This window comes from Zunongwangia atlantica 22II14-10F7 (assembly GCF_002094855.1).
Classification (GTDB): domain Bacteria; phylum Bacteroidota; class Bacteroidia; order Flavobacteriales; family Flavobacteriaceae; genus Zunongwangia; species Zunongwangia atlantica.
The window spans coordinates 123,211-140,526 of sequence record NZ_ARYN01000014.1 but is presented as its reverse complement, the minus strand read 5'-3'; the positions used below and the strand labels follow the sequence as shown (position 1 = coordinate 140,526).

Genomic DNA, 17,316 nt, shown 5'->3' with positions numbered 1-17,316 from the left:
TCCTTTTTAACAGTCCTATTATAGAATTCACTTTAAAATTCTTCAATATGAAAAGATTATGTTTTATTATGATGATGCTTGTAGCAGTATCTTCATTTGCTCAGCAAAAAGAAGATCGTAGAAAGCCAATGAAGGAACGTGCAGGAATGAATATGACTGCTGAAGAAAAAGCTATTCTAAAATCGAAGCAATTAACTTTAGCCTTGGATCTTACTGAAAAACAACAGGAAGAATTTCAGAAATTATATGTAGATCGTGCTGAAGACAGAATGAAAATGCGAGAGGAAATGAAAGATGCTGCTGAAGACAGCAAACTAAAAGAAGAAGCTTTCGAAAGAATGAATGCTCGTTTAGATAAAGAAATTGCCTTTCAGCAATCTATCCAGAAAGTACTAAGCCCAGAACAATACCAGCTTTGGAAAAATGCTCAAAGAGCTGAAAAAAGAAATCGAATGATGGCTTTTAAAGATCATCACAGAGATTTTAGAGATAAACACAAAAACCCCAAATAAATTTCAATTTTATAATTGTTCAATTGCAAAAAAGAGAAGCCTAACAGCTTCTCTTTTTATTTTTTATAATTACTGAATAAAATATTTTACGATCATCCCACCAGCTAACCAGGCATAACAGATAAAAGCGATATACTTCAGGCTTTTTTCCATCAGCTTACTTTTGGGTGCCATTTCTTTCATCTGCATAACATCGGTTCGTTTAAAGAAACCTAAGTAGATCAAATATCCTGAAATCAGTAAGAAAGCAATATTCAGAAAAAAGGTATAATCTATTTTGAAAAATGTTTGATCCTGAACCTGCACACTCGAAGGATCCGGAATTAAATCGAAACTTAAAAATCCATAATGTAATAAAAGTGAAGCGCCAACTAAAGAAATAAAAAGCAGCATTAATATGAAAAACGACATTTTCCAGCCATAATATTTAGCATTGATTCTAAGTACCGGGAATACGACCAGATCGCTAAAAATAAAAGCGATCACTCCGGCAAAACTCACTCCCTTACCAAACAATAAGGCAGCCAACGGAATATTCCCCATCGAACCAATAAAGGTGATAAAAGCAACCACCGGCCCAACAATAATATGCTCCAGAATCGTAAAAAATGAGAAATCTGTATTTCCCTGTCCACTATTGATAAACAGCGTCTGAAAAAACGAATCTGGGATAAAAGCTGCTACGATCCCGGCAATAGTAAAACCAAGCGTAACATCTTTCCAGACCATTTTCCACTCCATCCCATATTGCTGTGAGACTTTCGCCCAGCTTTTTTCGGTTTTAATTCTTTTCTTCCAGGATTTCTGGTCGCCCGTATCATCATCGTTGTCATCCTGAAGTCGCTCTCGTGCTTTTTTGATAAGGCCCTTAGGATGAAATAATCTAATAAGCAACCAACTGATCAAGATCAGTAAAATTCCGCCTAAATATTCTCCTACCACAAATTGCCAACCTAAAAAGATCGAAATGATAATTCCAAGCTCGATCACCAAATTCGTCGAAGCGAGTAAAAACGCGATACTCGAAACAAAACTTGCTCCTTTTTTAAACAAACTTTTGGTAGATGCCAAAGCAGCGAAACTACATGAGCTACTAATAAATCCAAAAAAAGTTCCTAATAACACTCCCTTAGATTCCTTTTCGCCCATTGTTTTTTGCATTCGTTTTTCAGTCACAAAAACCTGAATACAACTACTAATCACATATCCCAAAGCAAAAGCCCATAATGCCATCCAAAAAAACCCCAGGCTGGTATTAGCAGCTTCTCCCCATTTGCTTAAAAAATCGTTCATAAATCGATGTTTTGGTTATTCCGTTTCTATAAAATCTCAAGATAGTTTTGCGGCTCGCAACCTCAGCGCATTAGCAATCACAGAAACCGAGCTAAAACTCATCGCCAAAGCAGCGATCATTGGCGACAATAAAATTCCGAAGAATGGATAAAGAATACCGGCGGCAATTGGTACACCAATACTATTATAGATCAAAGCAAAAAATAGGTTTTGTTTGATATTCGCCATTACTTTATCACTCAGTTTTCGTGCTTTTAGCACTGCTTTTAGATCGCCTTTTACCAGCGTAATCTCTGCACTTTCGATAGCCACATCGGTTCCGGTTCCCATGGCAATCCCAATATCGGCTTTGGCCAACGCCGGCGCGTCGTTAATTCCGTCTCCCGCTGCAGCTACTTTTCGTCCTTGTTGCTGAAGTTTTTCAACCTCACTCATTTTATCCTGTGGTAACATTCCGGCTTTAAAAGCAATTCCCATTTCATCGGCTACCGCCTTTGCCGTACGTTCGTTATCACCGGTAAGCATAATTACCTCAACGCCGTCTTCTTTTAATTTTGTAAGTGCTTCTTTACTGGTTTTCTTCACGGGATCTGAGATTACCACAAAGCCTTCAACCTTAGCATCTACACTTAAATAAGAAACGGTTTTTCCCTGTTGCTGAAATTGTTCAATTTCGCGATCGATTTTTTCTGAAGAATTGATTCCTTTTTCATCCAAAAGCGCCTTATTCCCCAGTGCTAATTTTTTCTGCTGAAGTTCGCCAATCACACCTTTCCCGGTAACCGAATCAAAATTTGAAGCTTCCTCGATCTTCACTTCTTTATCTTTCGCGTATTTTATCGTTGCAGTGGCCAGCGGATGTTCGCTATGCGTATTTAAAGCAGCAATAAATCCTGCAATTTCAGCTTCAGCATACTCACCAACACTCACTATTTTTTCTACGGAAGGTTTTCCTTCAGTGATCGTTCCGGTTTTATCGATGATCAAAGTATCAATCTCATTCATCTGCTCTAAAGCCTGCGCATTTTTGATGAGTACACCATTTTGAGCACCTTTCCCTACTCCAACCATCACCGACATTGGTGTGGCTAAACCAAGCGCACAAGGACAGGCGATAATGAGCACCGCGATAGCATTTACAAAAGCATAAACATAAGATGGCGACGGACCAACAATTGCCCAAATCACAAAAGTGATCACCGAAATAAGTACAACGATGGGAACAAAATATCCTGAAATCTTATCGGCCAAACGCTGAATTGGCGCTTGTGATCTGCTGGCATCGTTTACCATTTGGATAATTTGCGAAAGTAAAGTTTCATCACCCACCTGCTCGGCGATCATGGTAAACGCAGAGTTGCCGTTTATAGTTCCCGAAGTTACTTTATCGTCAGCCGATTTCTCTACAGGAACAGGTTCTCCAGTAATCATACTTTCATCTATCGACGATTTTCCTTCTTTTATAATTCCGTCTACCGGGATTTTTTCTCCAGGTTTTACCTTTAAAATATCCCCCTCTTCGATCTTATCGATGTTAACTACTTCTTCTTTTCCATCTTTAATTCGAGTAGCTTTATTAGGCGCCAGTTTCAATAATTCTTTTATAGCCGAATTCGTACGATCGTGCGCCCTGGCTTCTAGCATTTGCCCAAGCAGCACCAGCGTTAAAATCACCGTTGCAGCTTCAAAATAAACGTGTACCGTTCCTGCTTCGGTCTTAAATTGATCTGGAAACAGATCCGGGAAAAGCAGACCTAAAATACTGAAAACCCACGCAACACCCGCACCAATTCCAATTAGCGTGAACATATTCAAATTCCAGTTAACTATGGATTTCCATGCACGCTCAAAGAACATCCAGGCCGTATAAAAAACTACCGGAATCGATAAACCAAACTGTACCCAGTTCCAATATTGCAAATCCATAATCTGGTAAAGCGGATTGCTATTCAGCATATCAGACATCGCGATTAAGAAAACTGGCAATGTAAAAGCTACAGAAAGCCAGAACTTTTTACGCAATTTTAGATACGTTGAATTTTCCGCATCCGGCTCGGGATCCTTAGCTACCAGATCCATCCCGCAAATTGGGCAATCCCCAGGTTCGTCTTCTTCAATCTCTGGATGCATGGGGCAGGTGTATGTGGTACTTGATGCACTTAAACTTTGCTCCTGCACCAAATCCATTCCGCATACCGTACAATCTCCCGGTTCATCATACATTTTATCCCCTTCGCAATGCATAGGGCAATACCACTTACCCTTTCCTTTAGCTTTAGGCTTCTTTTTCTTTTTGCTTTTTTCTGAATGAAGATGCTTATGATCTGCCGGATGAATTTCATATCCACCACCTGCATTCTTTAAAGCTTCCTGAAATGCTGAAATTTCGATATGACGATGCATGCTGATTTTTGCTTCGGCTTTTTCAAGATCCACTTCAGCTTTCTCGACACCATCAACTTTATTTAAAGTTTTTTCTACGTGAGAGCGGCAACCATTACAAGACATTCCACTTACATGATAATGATGCGTCATCAAATGATCTTCAGAAGAATTTGTTTCTAAGGGCATCGAGATTTGATAATTTCCACCGGTATTTTTCAAGGCATCCTGAAACTTTTCAATTCCGATATGATGATGCATGCTGATTTTCGCTTCGGCTTTTTCAAGATCCACTTCAGCTTTCTCGACACCATCAACTTTATTTAAAGTTTTTTCTACGTGAGAGCGACAACCATTGCAAGACATTCCACTTACATGATAATTATGCGTCATCAAATGATCCTCAGAAGAATTTGTTTCTGAAGACATCGAGATTTGATAATTTCCACCAGCATTTTTTAAAGCCTGCTGAAATTCTTCAATTTTAATATGTTGTTTCATAGAAATTTGAGCAGTTTCTTTTTCAAGATCTACTTCAACTTGTTCTACTTCAGGAATATTCTCGAGCGCCTTAGTCACATGAGATTTGCAGCCCTGGCAACTCATTCCGCTTACATGGTATTTATGCTTCATCATAAGAAAAGAAACCGAAAACCTACAATTTCAGGTTTTCGGTATATTATTTAATTCAATTTTAAGCCAAGTAAGAATTACAGGCTTCTACACAGGTTTCACATGCGGTTGCGCAATCCTGGCAATGTTTGTGATCGTGTTTTTTACATTCGTCTGCGCATTGCTGGCAAATTGCCGCGCAATATTTTACAAGATCGGTAATATTTGCTCTTTCGATCACAGCAACTTTAGCGAGTGCACTACAAACTTCTGCACAAACTTTATCTGTACGAATACAATCTTTCATCATCCCGATATCATCTGTATCCAGACAGGCATCTGCACAATAATTACAGTGATTCACACAATCTACTAAAGCATTTACTAATTTCTCACTTCTCATCATTTTTGATTTTTTGGTTCTTTATCAAAATTAAACGAGAAGTAGCAGAAGTACTTTTAAAATTATGGTAAGTTATTTCAGTTTTATAAAAGCTTAAACAGAATCCAGCCCCTTTCGACCTTTTATTTGCATTTTTTTATATTCTGAAGGTGTGATTCCGGTTTGTTTTTTAAAGGAAGTAGATAAATAGGCTGCCGTCGAAAACCCAAGCTGATACGCAATTTCAGCAATACTAAGTTCATCGTATTCTAAAAGCTCTTTAGCCTTTTCGATCTTTAATTTATTGAAATATGACTGAATGCTTTGCCCTTCTTCCGCAGTAAATAAGTTGGTAATGTGGCTGTAATCGTAATGAAGCTGAGCACTTAAGATCTCAGAAAGTTTTTTATGATCGGTGCTATTAGAAACCTCGTCTATTAAAACCGATTTTATATGATTTACGATGCGTTTATTTTTAGTTTCAATAAGTTCGAAACCTACTTTCTCTAATTCTAATTTTAGGAGATCGTTTTCTTCCGCAGAAAGATCTTTTAGCAAAATTGCTTCTCCGAGACTCACATTTTTATACGGAATCTCAAGTTTAGACAGAATATCCTCTACCGTTGCGATACAACGACCACAAACCACATTTTTTATATGAACAATATTCTCTGCCAAAACAATAGTTTTTAAAAGATCTCTCGCTCCAAAAACAGAGCGAGAGACTACAATATTTTACTGAATAGTTTTTTCTACTCTACCGCAATGCAACATTTTATCCCCAAAATAAGGATTATTAATTTCTTCTGAACTTGCAAACCAGTAATCGCCCTTACCTTCGAAGGCCATTGGGCAAAATTGCTTGTAGATCGCTCCAGAGGCAATCGCATTTTCCAATACCGGCTCCATCATAGCTGTTAATTCTGAAAATGCTTTACGTTGCGCTTCGATATCTGAAGCTTCTGCAATTTTAGTTGCCACTTCCATGATCTCAGCTTCTGTGTTTTCAGATAATTCTTTAGCTGCTGTTTGGGCTGCTTCAGCATCTGTAGCTACTAGAGCGTCTTTCAAATCTAGATACGCTTCGTAATTCGCTGCAACTTTTTCATCATTAAATTCGGCCCCGCTCATTTCCATAGCAGACTCTTCGCCCATCTCTTCGTCGTGAGACATGTCCATTTCTTCATGTGAAGTTTCAGTAGAAGTTTCTTTGTTTTCCTTACAGCTGGTAAAACTTACGATCCCTACTGAAAGAGCGATAAAAAATAGATTTCTGTGTATACGTTTCATAATTGCTTGCTATTTAATTTAATTGTTTACTTATTTATTTTTTAATTAGGTAAGGATTGTATCGTTTCACCACAGCCTAACATCTGCTCTCCAAAATATGGATTTCTAATTTCCTTATTTCTACTTAGCCAGGTTGCGCCTTTGTTGTTATTCGCCATTGGGCAACGCTGAATATAAATCTCTTCAATTTCATCGAAATTCGATACCAACGCGATCATATTTTGTGAAAGCGCAATAAAATTCTCTCGTTGCGCTGCAATTTCTTCTGAAGCACTTATCGCTTTAAATTTATCCTGAATCACTTTGAAATGAGATGTTAGCATTTTATCCAATTCCGCAGTCTCAATACTGCTGATTTTTGCTGAAGCTTTTTTTGCAGCCTGCATTGCTGAAGTCGCATCGCTAGCCACAAGATCATCTTTCAATTGTAAATAATCCTGAAGCAGCGGTTGAAGTGCCGTCTGGAAACTTTTCGGTAAACTCATTTCCATCTTCATAGATTCATTTTTATTATCAACCGCATTGCGGTTCATCATCGATTTTTTTCCTTGCAATTGCGCAGCAGCATCTACGGTAAAAGTTCCGTTGGTTACCACCTCATCGCCTTTTTCCAAACCTTCTAAAATTTGATAAGAATCGCCTATTTCGCTGCCTAATTTCACTTCTTTCATTTCAAATTGCGGTGTATTGGGATCTGTTTTTAGATACACCACAGATCGCTCACCCGTCCACATCACCGCAGATTTTGGGATACTTATTTGCGAATCTTCCATAGCTTCCATCTCAACCTCAGCCTGCACGAACATTCCCGGTTTTAATTTTCCGTCTCGATTATCTAAAACCACGCGAACCTCTGTAGTTCTGGCCGAATTATCTAAAATAGGATCTATAAAATCTATGGTTCCGCTAAAACTTTCATCTGAAAAAGCATTTACCAAGATTTGAAGTTTTTGACCTTCTTTTAAATTAGACAATTGCTGCTCGTAAGCATCAAAAACCGCCCATACTTTAGTAAGATTTGCGACTTTATACAAAGCTTCTCCACGATTTACATAATCACCTTCGTTAACCATTTTTTTAGTCACCGTGCCTGAATTTGAAGCAAAAACAGGGAAATTCTCTTTTACTTTTCCGCTTTCTTCGATCGAATTGATCTGCGAATCACTCAACTTCCAATTTTTAAGCTTGTTTCGCACCGCCTGATATAATTTAGGCTGAGATTCTTTTAGTTTTAAAGCCGTTAACAGTTCCTGCTGCGCCGCAACCAATTCAGGTGAATAAATTGTTGCCAGAATTTGACCAATCTTAACCTGCTCACCCGTGGTATTGATAAAAAGCTGTTCGATTCTCCCGGCGAAATACGACGATTGCACCGCATTTAATTTTTCATTAGCTTCTAAAGTTCCAGAGAGATTGATTGATTTATCAGCGTTAGAAGTTCCAACAATGCTTGTTTGAATATTCGCAAGTTTCATCGCATTTTCTGTCATCGTAAAACCTGCAATAGTAGCATCACTTTGATCTGCCGGGATCAACTCCATACCGCAAATCGGGCAATCGCCAGGTTCAGGCTGCATGATCTGTGGATGCATAGAACAAGTCCACATCGTATCTTCTGCAGCATCGTGTTCAGCGTGCTGCTCTTCGGTTTTATTTTCACTTCCGCTAAAAACCAAATAGCCAACAAAAAGGCCAATGATCAAAGCCAAACCTGTGTATATAATTGTTTTTTTCATAATCGTTTTTGTAGCTTTTAGCTATCAGCTTTCAGCCATTAGCTTAAAAAAAAATCAAAATCTATTTTCTATTCTCTATATTCTCTTTTCTACCTGCTAAATACTCAATTCTAACTACTCCCTACTATTCCACCAAATACTGAATCATCGCCGTTTGCTGAAAATAAATACTTACCGCTTCGGCCAATCTCATCTGATAATCTAATTGCATTTCCTGAATATCCAGTACATCTCTAAAATCTAAACTTTCACTTTCGTAACTGCGCATCAAAATATCTTCCGCATCTTTTGTCAACCCAATATTACGAAGTTGAATTTCTACGGAATTACGAGCTGAATTCCGCATTTCAATCGCATTCGACAAACTGCTTTCCAGTTCATTTAAACATTGATTTTTATTTGCTGAAATTTGCTTTTTTCGCAATTCATTCTGTGCAGAAACCGAAGAATATTTATTATTAAAAATCGGGACCGAAAGCGATACCATTGGCATCACAATATCTTTCCCATTATCTGGAATTGCCATATCGGTACGCGTCCCAACATTGATATAATCTACACCTAAACCAAATTTCGGAGCCGACTCTTTTTGATTAATAGCTTCAGCAAAATCAACACTTTCCAGACTTTCATCGAATTTGGATAATTCTGGATGAACTTTTATTTCTGAAATATTTATTTCTTCTGAAGGCAACTCCAAGGTATCTACAAGTTCAACTGAAGCATTATTTTCTCTATTCAGCAATCGATTAAAAGCTACTTTCCCGGCATTTAATTGACTTTCCAGAGTTACCTGCTGATCTCTGAGCTTATTTTGACGCATTTGCAGCTGAAGCACATCTACAGCGCTGGCTTTCCCTACTTCTACTCCGTTAAGCGCCAATTCCTCATACACTTTCAATAACTCAATATTCTCCTGAATCACTTTAATTTTCTCCTGAATTTCATACAACTGAAAATAGCTCTTAGAAACCGATAATCTTAGCTTACGCAAAGCGATACCGACTTCAATATTATCTTCTTCGGCTAATGCGCTGGCATAATTCTGTCTCGCTGAAATCGTCCCAAACCACGGAAACATTTGCTTCACGGAGAATTTCGCTTGCTGTGGCCCGGTTCTGGTTTCGGGTTCACTCACAAAATAACCCGCAGCAAATTCGGTATTAGGCAACGTATTTACTGCATTGATCTGCTCTTTGGAAATATCGTATTTCGTCCTTAAAGCATCAATCGCCGGACTATTATCCTGCGCTTCCAGAATGTAGTTTTCTAGTTGCTGAGCATTCGTAGCAAAAGAAAATAACATCACCCAAATTGGTAATATTTTATATGTTTTCTTTTTTAATAGTTTACAGTTCACGGTTTACAGTTTTTTTGCTATTAGCTGACAGCTTTCAGCGATTAGCTTGTTTTAATTTTTCATTTAAAGTTTTGTTTCCTATTCCAATCATAAAAACGTATCTCAAACCTGTCGTCATTTCCTTGTCTATCTTCTATTTTCTAACAGCGAAGCGGTCTCAAATCTAACTTCTCATTACCTTTTTCAACTTCAATTCCTTTTTCCAACAAAATAACACCGGAACTACAAAAAGCGTAATTAACGCGATTAGCATTCCGCCGAAACTTGGTATTGCCATTGGGATCATAATATCACTTCCACGTCCTGTACTTGTTAGCACCGGCAATAATGCTAAAATGGTCGTTGCTGTGGTCATTAAACAGGGTCTAATCCTTTTCTCTCCGGCTTCAATCACAGAAGCTCGAATGGCTTTTACCGTGTTGGGTTCATTTTTACCAAAAGTTTGTGTTAGATATGTCGCCATTACCACACCATCATCTGTCGCAACCCCAAAAAGTGCAATAAACCCAACCCAAACTGCAACACTTAAATTGATCGTATGCATTTGGAATAGATCTCGAAGATTTTCACCAAACAAGCTGAAATTAAAAAACCAATCCTGCCCATAAAGCCAGATCATAATAAATCCTCCTCCAAAAGCTACCGCAATCCCCGTAAACACGATAAAAGACGTAGTAACCGATTTAAACTGAAAATAAAGAATCATAAAAATGATGAGCAGCGCCAGTGGAACGACGATCGATAAAGTTTTCGCTGCTCGAAGCTGATTTTCGTAATTCCCAGTAAATTCATAATTAATGCCCTGCGGAACTTCTAATTCACCTGAATCTATTTTATGCTGAATAGTTCGCTGTGCATTTTCAACCACATCAACTTCAGCAAAACCATCCATTTTATCAAAAAGCACATAGCTAATTAAAAAAGTATCCTCACTTTTTATTACCTGCGGCCCTTGTTCGTAGCGAATTTCAACCAGCTCATTTAAAGGAACCGGTTTTCCATTTTCTACCGGAACATAAATATCTTTCAAGTCTTCCGGCGAATCGCGAAGCTCTCTTGGATAACGAACTCTAACCGAATATCGCTCGCGACCTTCAACCGTCTGACTCAACATTTTTCCACCAACGGCAACTTCCAAAACTTCCTGAACATCACTTACTGAAATTCCATATCTCGCTAATCGATCGCGTTTAATATCCATTAGCAAATAAGGTTTCCCTACGATACGATCGGCGAAAACAGCTTCAGCTTTAACGCCTTCAGCTTGTTTTAGGATTTCTTCCAGCTTCATTCCAAAAGCTTCAATTTGCTTTAAATCCTGTCCGCTTACTTTTATTCCCATTGGCGCACGCATCCCGGTTTGCAGCATCACCAATCGTGTTTCGATAGGTTGCAGTTTTGGCGCAGAGGTAATTCCCGGTAATTTTGTAGCTGCTGAAATTTCATTCCAAATATCATCTGGTGAGCTTATCGCAGGACGCCAATTTCTAAAATACTCACCATCATCATCTGGAATTAATTGTTCTCGATTAATTTTATAGCTTGAATTTATCGAATCTGGGATCTCATTTTCAGTGAAACGCGCACTTCCATCAATAGCCAGCCTATTATTTTTCAGCATAAAAAAACCATCGTCATCAACCTTGTAGCGTTGACGTTCCCCGTTTTCATTCAGCATATATTCAGATTTATACTGAATGATATTTTCGTACATACTGAGCGGCGCAGGATCTAAAGCCGACTCGGTTCTACCTGCTTTTCCTACTACTGTTTCGACTTCAGGAATACTGGCCACCGCCATATCCAATTGCTGTAAGATTCTCTTATTTTCAGCAACTCCTGCATGAGGCATCGATGTTGGCATCAGCAAAAATGAACCTTCATTAAGCGAAGGCATAAATTCTTCGCCTGTATTTCGCATAATTGCAAATCCAGCAATGATGATCGCTAATGGAAAAACAAGGAATAAAATCTTATTTGCTAATGCCCAATGTAAGATTCGGGTATAATTGCTCTTGAAAAGATTGAAAACGAATAATAAACCAAAACAAATGATCGCCACCATGATCACATTCCAAAAGATCGAAGTATCTAAGCCAAGCGGTCTCCAAAAAACAGCCAGCATAAATACAATAGCGGTCGCAATAATGCCAACCACAAGCCAGTTATGTTGCTTTTCTGAAGTGATTTTTTGCGCTTTTAAAATTCCGGCTACTCCTAAACCTATCAAAACTAATCCTATCCAAAATCCGTAAAAAATCATTGCAATTCCGACCAATATCAATAATCCCTGAATGGCTAAATTGAAGTTTTTTCGAAGTGTTCTTTTTCTGAAAATACTTGCAGCAAATGGCGGAATTAAGAACAGTGCAACAATGATCGAAGCGGTGAGCGCCATGGTTTTGGTAAAAGCCAGCGGGCGGAATAATTTTCCTTCAGCACCCACCATAGTAAACACCGGAATAAAACTGATAATCGTTGTTAATACTGCCGTGATGATGGCTCCAGAAACTTCAGCCGTAGCATTATAAACCACCGTGTTTGTTGGCAGATCTGCTTCGTTTTCATCTAAATGCCGAATAATATTTTCTGAAAGGATCACCCCAACATCGACCATCGTCCCAATGGCAATTGCAATTCCTGAAAGTGCCACAATATTAGCATCGACATTAAAGAATTTCATCCCGATAAATACCATCAACACCGCAACCGGAAGCAATCCTGAGATAAGAATAGAAGCTCGAAGATTAAACACCATGATCACAATTACAAAAACGGTGATCAAAATCTCTAAACTCAGTGCTTCGTTTAAAGTCCCTAGAGTTTCATGAATTAGTTCAGATCGATCATAAAAAGGCACAATCGTAAGTTGTGAAGTGGTGCCATCGGATAGTTCTTTAGAAGGTAAACCACCAATTATAGAAGCAATTTTATCTTTTACATTATTAATCACCTCCATTGGGTTAGCGCCATCACGAGCAACCACTACTCCGCCTACAACCTCAGCGCCTTCTTTATCCAAAATTCCGCGTCTGGCTGCAGGGCCTAACGAAACTTTTGCTACATCGCTAACTTTTAGTGCAGCAAAATCTTTGGAAGAAACAACGGCTTTCTCGATATCTTCAATAGATTTTACGTAGCCAAGACCACGCACTAAATATTCGGCCTGATTGATCTCTAAAGTTTGCGCTCCAATTTCACGATTACTTTCTTTTACCGCTTTAACGACATCTTGCAAACTGACGTTATACTGGCGCATTTTTTCAGGATCTACATCGATTTGATATTCCTGAACATAACCACCAATGGAAGCAACTTCTGAAACGCCACCGGCGCCAGAAAGGGCGTATTTCACGTAAAAATCCTGAATGCTTCGCAATTCCTGAAGATCCCAGCCACCGGTTACATTCCCATCTTTATCGCGACCTTCTAAAGTATACCAGTAAATCTGGCCTAAAGCCGTAGCATCTGGCCCTAAAGAAGTATTTACGCCATCGGGTAGCAATCCGCCTGGTAATGAGTTCAATTTTTCCAGGATTCGGCTTCGACCCCAATAGAATTCAATATCCTCTTCAAAAATGATATAGATACTCGAGAAACCAAACATCGAAGAACTCCGAATGGTTTTTACCCCTGGGATTCCCAGCAAAGAAGTGGTAAGCGGATAAGTGATTTGGTCTTCGATATCTTGCGGCGAACGACCTTCCCACTTTGTAAAAACGATTTGCTGATTTTCGCCAATATCGGGAATCGCATCTACCGCCACCGGATCACGTGGCAACCACCCTGCATCCCAATTAAAAGGCGCATTTACGACTCCCCAACCTACTAAAACCACAAGTAGGATTACGGCAACCAGTTTATTTTCTATTAAAAATTTAATGCTTTTATTCAGCATAAAAAGAAATATTTGATCTTAAAAACACATAATTTCAGCTTTGAGCCTAACCTAAAAAAAGGCATAGCAAAATCATCGAAACTCAATAAAGCTTCGACATTGAAATATGTTTAGATCAAATAAGGAACACCTGATCCTGCAACTGAATATCGCAGACCAGTTTTGGCGGGGAATAATCTTTAAAAGGAATAAAATCTGGCTCTGAAACCTCGAAAACCTGAAGGTAAGAATAGACAAAACCAGTGATAAATAATTGCTGCTGAAAATCGAGATTATTGAAGTTTTGCTTCAGTTCGTCCTGACCTTTAACTTCTACTTTCTTATTGGTACAGCAAGGTTCTTTTGTTACGGAAGCTTCAGTTGAAGTTGCTGAATTCATTTCCATTCCGCAGGTCTTTGCTTTTGTAAAAACGGCACTATCCACAAGAAAATTTCCGCAGAAATGCTGATCTACCGTAAAAGATAAGGTAGAAAAAAGCACTAAAACGGCTAAAGTGGAAGCGAATATTTTAGCAAAAACCTCTTTCATTTATTACAAAAGTAGTCGATAATCAATAATTTACAACAAAAAAATAGCAAACTAGCTTAGAACAAGACAAATAGCAACTTATTCAGCAAAAATAATAGAAAACCAAATCTTGGAATTTCAAAATTCAGGAAAATTCTTTCAATTTGAATTCTTAATTCTTCGATTGTGCATTCGGTAATAATAAAAGGCCGGTAAAAGCACCAAAATGAATACCGGATGAATTAAAAAACGACGAACATAAAACAGAGCGAGAAAATGTTCATTTTCAATAGTAAAAACTAAATAGCTAAACACGCTCCCGGCAATCCCAAAAAGCAAGAGGAATAAAACGGCTGAAAACTTTACAATATTGCGATCTACGAACGCTATCGCGATGATCCCTACGGAGATGAGACTGTTTAGTGTATATCTAAAAAATGTATTCAGAATTAATAATCCAGGCTTAAACTCTGGAATCTTATCGCGCAGGTAATCTGAAGATTTAAAAAAACGCATTAACGGATCGTAGAAAATACTGCCTTCGTAAAACCGAATGGCCGCCAGTACGATCACTAAGATCCCGATTAAAATGATTCTATACCTGGTCTTCATTCTTTTCTAAATTTGCATATACCCGCACCCAGGAAATCCATAAAATGATAACGGTACCGTAGATAATTAGCGGAAAAATAATTTCGTGCATTAAATTAGTGTATTCTAGATACTCATAGACACCAATGGTAAGCAATGCGATTCGAATTAAATTCATAGCATAAATAAGTACACTCCCGCCCAAAATATATAAAATCGTGGTTCTTTTTTTCGCAAAGAAAGACAGAATAAAAGATACAAAAAGTATGATCACACTTATGCTATTACAGCCTTCTACCACGCGGACTAAAAAAGCATCTTCAATAAAAACCTTTATGGCACTTTCGGTTTCGTGAGCTTCAAGTTTTATCGAGTATCCCATAAATTCCATGATCGCAGCACTTTGCCTGCTAACGATATTGGTGAAAAAATCGGGGTAAAATTCAGTTTGAGCTTCAGAATAAATTAAATAGGAATTATATAGCACAGAAAGCAGAAAGTAACTTCCCAGGAAAACGGCTATAAACCGAATAACAACGCTATATTTTTTAAAAAGCTGAAGCAATTGTAATGAGTTTCAACAAATTTAGACAAATGGCTGTAACAGCACTTAGATTTTAAATACTTTTGCTTAAAAATTAGAAATTATGCCATTTGACAAATTAAGACCACAGGTTGAAGACATTCTAAATACCAAAGAATTATCTGTAGATCATCGATTAACGCAGGTTTGTGAGTTATTGATGGAAAACATTCCTTATTATAACTGGGTTGGATTTTATTTTAAAAATGGTGATAAAGAGGAATTAAAACTTCGCTCTTTTGCCGGTGAACCAACCGATCATGAAATTATTCCCTTCGGAAAAGGAATTTGCGGGCAGGTTGCTGTTTCTAACGAGAATTTTGTGGTGCCAGATGTAAAAGCACAGAACAACTATATCGCATGTAGCATTCACGTGAAAGCTGAAATCGTAGTGCCATTATTCGTAAATGGTGAAAATATTGGTCAGATTGATATCGACTCTCATACGCCAGATCCATTTTCTAAAGAAGACGAATTGTTCTTAGAATTTGTAAACGAAAAGGTAGCCGAGATACTGGAGCAGTAATTTAGTAGACAGTTTACAGTAAGAAAATTGCAGTCGCAGTTGGCGCAGTAAACTACCTCAGGGCAAGCCCGTGAAGCATTTTGTTGAAAATCGTCTTGTATAGAGGCAAGCCTCGGCGCATTTAATCTCGATTATCGAGTAAAATAGATTTAAAAAATTAAAACCTCATAATCCTGATATTTATCGAGATTATGAGGTTTTTATATTTTCAGAGTGCAAAATTCTCTTGTCTAAACTCTAAAATCTATTCTCTCAAAGCGTAGCGGTCTAAATGTTACATTCCGGTTCTAATAGCTTCAACAGGATCTAATCTGGATGCTGAAATCGCCGGGATTATCCCGGAAATTAATCCAATTAATGCTGAAACTGTTGTTCCCAACATAATATTTCCGAAAGAAAGAACAAAATCGAAATCTCCTGTAAAATTAGAAGCAATAAGTGTGGCTATCCACACTAAAAACAAACCTGCAGCTCCACCAATAATGGCCAGAATTATTGCTTCGAAAAGAAATTGGAAAAGAATAAATTTATTTTTCGCTCCCAGTGATTTTTGAATTCCGATAAGATTTGTTCGCTCTTTTACACTTACAAACATGATGTTGGCAATCCCAAAACCACCAACTAACAAGGAAAATCCACTAATAACCAACCCAATGACGTTTAGTGTTCCTGTTATATTATCAATCATTTCTGTAAAACCTTTTAACTGATTAACAAAAAAGGTACTTACCTCGCCGGGTTTTATTCCGCGGAAAGTTCTTAGGCGTTGTTCTAAAACCGCAAGGAATTCTGCATTGTCGACATCTGCTTCTGGTTTTATCATTATTTGAGGAAAAATGCTTCTATTATTTTCTCCATAAATTCTTCTGGTAACATTTACGGGCACAAAAACCTGACTGTCTTTACTAGGTCCAAACATCGATGAACCTTCTTTTTTAAGCAAACCTATTACGGTGAATTTTCTACCGTACATTCTCACCTGTTTCCCCATTGGATCTATGCTTCCGAAGAGATTTTCTGCGATCTCGCTCCCCATTACGATAACAGGTGAACCGCTGGCAGCCTCAGATTCGTTAAAAAATCGACCTTCTTCAATATTAATCGCTTCAATATCGTAATACTCACTTCCCACAGCCTGAACTGTCACTCCAAGGCTACTGGCATCCTGATATTTTATAGTTTCAGCAGGCACGTTTTGAGTAAAAGTGACTGCTTTGGCATCTGGAAGATTTCGTTTTAAGAACTGATATTCGTCGTAAGTAACATCTGGAAATTGTTGCCATTTCCAACGCGGAATATCTGTAGGGCCAAAGTTAAAACGCATCACGATCGTTGTACTATTATCCAAACTGCTTAAAGATCCAGAAATTTCGTTCTTTAATGAATCTACAGCAGCAAGTACACCTATAATAGAGAAAATTCCAATAGTTACTCCTAGCAACGAAAGGAATGTACGCAACAGGTTATTTTTTAATGCATTAATCGCAAAATTAAAGCTCTCACCAAGTACTCTTAGAAATATAAGCATAATAAAACGGCTGCTTTTTTAAACAGAATTATTTATATGACGCACAGCTTAAATATTCGTTACAAAATTTATTTATAAATAAGCAAAAACACTTTTAAGTTTTTGCCTTAAATAC

The 17,316-nt window shown here is 38.0% G+C and carries 14 protein-coding genes; 2 read left to right on the top strand and 12 right to left on the bottom strand.

Features of this window, described 5'->3' with window-relative positions:
• Window positions 1-47: 47 nt before the first annotated feature.
• The gene (locus tag IIF7_RS15340) at window positions 48-512 is read left to right on the top strand and encodes a hypothetical protein (protein WP_084842579.1); all 465 of its coding nucleotides are present in this window, start codon (window positions 48-50) and stop codon (window positions 510-512) included.
• 69 nt (window positions 513-581) lie between these two features.
• On the opposite strand, the gene IIF7_RS15335 is transcribed toward IIF7_RS15340, so the two are convergent.
• The 11 genes from IIF7_RS15335 to xrtF all read right to left on the bottom strand — a co-directional run bounded on the left by IIF7_RS15335 (window position 582) and on the right by xrtF (window position 15,129).
• Window positions 582-1,805, bottom strand: a complete 1,224-nt coding sequence (locus IIF7_RS15335) for a permease (protein WP_084842578.1) — start codon at window positions 1,803-1,805, stop codon at window positions 582-584.
• A gap of 36 nt (window positions 1,806-1,841) precedes the next feature.
• Window positions 1,842-4,823 (bottom strand): heavy metal translocating P-type ATPase, encoded by a 2,982-nt coding sequence (locus IIF7_RS15330; protein ID WP_084842577.1) that lies wholly within the window; start codon window positions 4,821-4,823, stop codon window positions 1,842-1,844.
• Window positions 4,824-4,881: 58 nt separating this feature from the next.
• Window positions 4,882-5,205 (bottom strand): four-helix bundle copper-binding protein, encoded by a 324-nt coding sequence (locus tag IIF7_RS15325; protein WP_317041877.1) that lies wholly within the window; start codon window positions 5,203-5,205, stop codon window positions 4,882-4,884.
• A 90-nt stretch (window positions 5,206-5,295) separates the two neighbouring features.
• Window positions 5,296-5,859: a helix-turn-helix domain-containing protein gene (locus IIF7_RS15320; RefSeq protein ID WP_176218974.1), complete on the bottom strand. Its 564-nt coding sequence runs from the start codon at window positions 5,857-5,859 to the stop codon at window positions 5,296-5,298.
• A 57-nt stretch (window positions 5,860-5,916) separates the two neighbouring features.
• Window positions 5,917-6,471, bottom strand: coding sequence for a DUF3347 domain-containing protein (locus tag IIF7_RS15315; RefSeq protein WP_084842574.1), 555 nt, complete (start codon window positions 6,469-6,471; stop codon window positions 5,917-5,919).
• Between the two features lie 41 nt (window positions 6,472-6,512).
• Entirely contained in the window at window positions 6,513-8,207 is a 1,695-nt protein-coding gene (locus tag IIF7_RS15310) for an efflux RND transporter periplasmic adaptor subunit (RefSeq protein ID WP_084842573.1), read from the bottom strand.
• A gap of 124 nt (window positions 8,208-8,331) precedes the next feature.
• Window positions 8,332-9,567 carry a TolC family protein gene (locus IIF7_RS15305; RefSeq protein WP_317041876.1) on the bottom strand — a complete coding sequence of 412 codons (1,236 nt, stop codon included), beginning with the start codon at window positions 9,565-9,567 and terminating at the stop codon, window positions 8,332-8,334.
• Between the two features lie 163 nt (window positions 9,568-9,730).
• Window positions 9,731-13,465 carry an efflux RND transporter permease subunit gene (locus IIF7_RS15300; protein WP_084842571.1) on the bottom strand — a complete coding sequence of 1,245 codons (3,735 nt, stop codon included), beginning with the start codon at window positions 13,463-13,465 and terminating at the stop codon, window positions 9,731-9,733.
• Between the two features lie 115 nt (window positions 13,466-13,580).
• Window positions 13,581-13,994 (bottom strand): HYC_CC_PP family protein, encoded by a 414-nt coding sequence (locus IIF7_RS15295; protein WP_084842570.1) that lies wholly within the window; start codon window positions 13,992-13,994, stop codon window positions 13,581-13,583.
• Between the two features lie 138 nt (window positions 13,995-14,132).
• Entirely contained in the window at window positions 14,133-14,585 is a 453-nt protein-coding gene (locus IIF7_RS15290; RefSeq protein ID WP_084842569.1) for an exosortase F system-associated membrane protein, read from the bottom strand.
• Entirely contained in the window at window positions 14,569-15,129 is a 561-nt protein-coding gene (gene xrtF, locus IIF7_RS15285; RefSeq protein WP_084842568.1) for an exosortase family protein XrtF, read from the bottom strand. Before xrtF ends, IIF7_RS15290 begins: the two co-directional genes overlap by 17 nt.
• A gap of 82 nt (window positions 15,130-15,211) precedes the next feature.
• Between xrtF and IIF7_RS15280 the strand changes: the two genes are divergently transcribed.
• Complete coding sequence (locus IIF7_RS15280; RefSeq protein ID WP_084842567.1) at window positions 15,212-15,673, top strand: GAF domain-containing protein; 462 nt, start codon at window positions 15,212-15,214, stop codon at window positions 15,671-15,673.
• A 274-nt stretch (window positions 15,674-15,947) separates the two neighbouring features.
• Here the strand turns inward: IIF7_RS15280 and IIF7_RS15275 are convergent, their stop codons facing one another.
• Window positions 15,948-17,201 carry an ABC transporter permease gene (locus IIF7_RS15275; protein WP_084842566.1) on the bottom strand — a complete coding sequence of 418 codons (1,254 nt, stop codon included), beginning with the start codon at window positions 17,199-17,201 and terminating at the stop codon, window positions 15,948-15,950.
• Window positions 17,202-17,316: the final 115 nt, after the last annotated feature.

Coding starts and splice junctions, on each gene's coding strand:
- IIF7_RS15300 (WP_084842571.1), bottom strand. CDS start 13,465: ATGCTGAATAAAAGCATTAAATTTTTAATAGAAAATAAACTGGTTGCC.
- IIF7_RS15295 (WP_084842570.1), bottom strand. CDS start 13,994: ATGAAAGAGGTTTTTGCTAAAATATTCGCTTCCACTTTAGCCGTTTTA.
- IIF7_RS15325 (WP_317041877.1), bottom strand. CDS start 5,205: ATGATGAGAAGTGAGAAATTAGTAAATGCTTTAGTAGATTGTGTGAAT.
- IIF7_RS15330 (WP_084842577.1), bottom strand. CDS start 4,823: ATGATGAAGCATAAATACCATGTAAGCGGAATGAGTTGCCAGGGCTGC.
- IIF7_RS15280 (WP_084842567.1), top strand. CDS start 15,212: ATGCCATTTGACAAATTAAGACCACAGGTTGAAGACATTCTAAATACC.
- IIF7_RS15290 (WP_084842569.1), bottom strand. CDS start 14,585: ATGAAGACCAGGTATAGAATCATTTTAATCGGGATCTTAGTGATCGTA.
- IIF7_RS15335 (WP_084842578.1), bottom strand. CDS start 1,805: ATGAACGATTTTTTAAGCAAATGGGGAGAAGCTGCTAATACCAGCCTG.
- IIF7_RS15310 (WP_084842573.1), bottom strand. CDS start 8,207: ATGAAAAAAACAATTATATACACAGGTTTGGCTTTGATCATTGGCCTT.
- IIF7_RS15275 (WP_084842566.1), bottom strand. CDS start 17,201: ATGCTTATATTTCTAAGAGTACTTGGTGAGAGCTTTAATTTTGCGATT.
- IIF7_RS15315 (WP_084842574.1), bottom strand. CDS start 6,471: ATGAAACGTATACACAGAAATCTATTTTTTATCGCTCTTTCAGTAGGG.
- IIF7_RS15340 (WP_084842579.1), top strand. CDS start 48: ATGAAAAGATTATGTTTTATTATGATGATGCTTGTAGCAGTATCTTCA.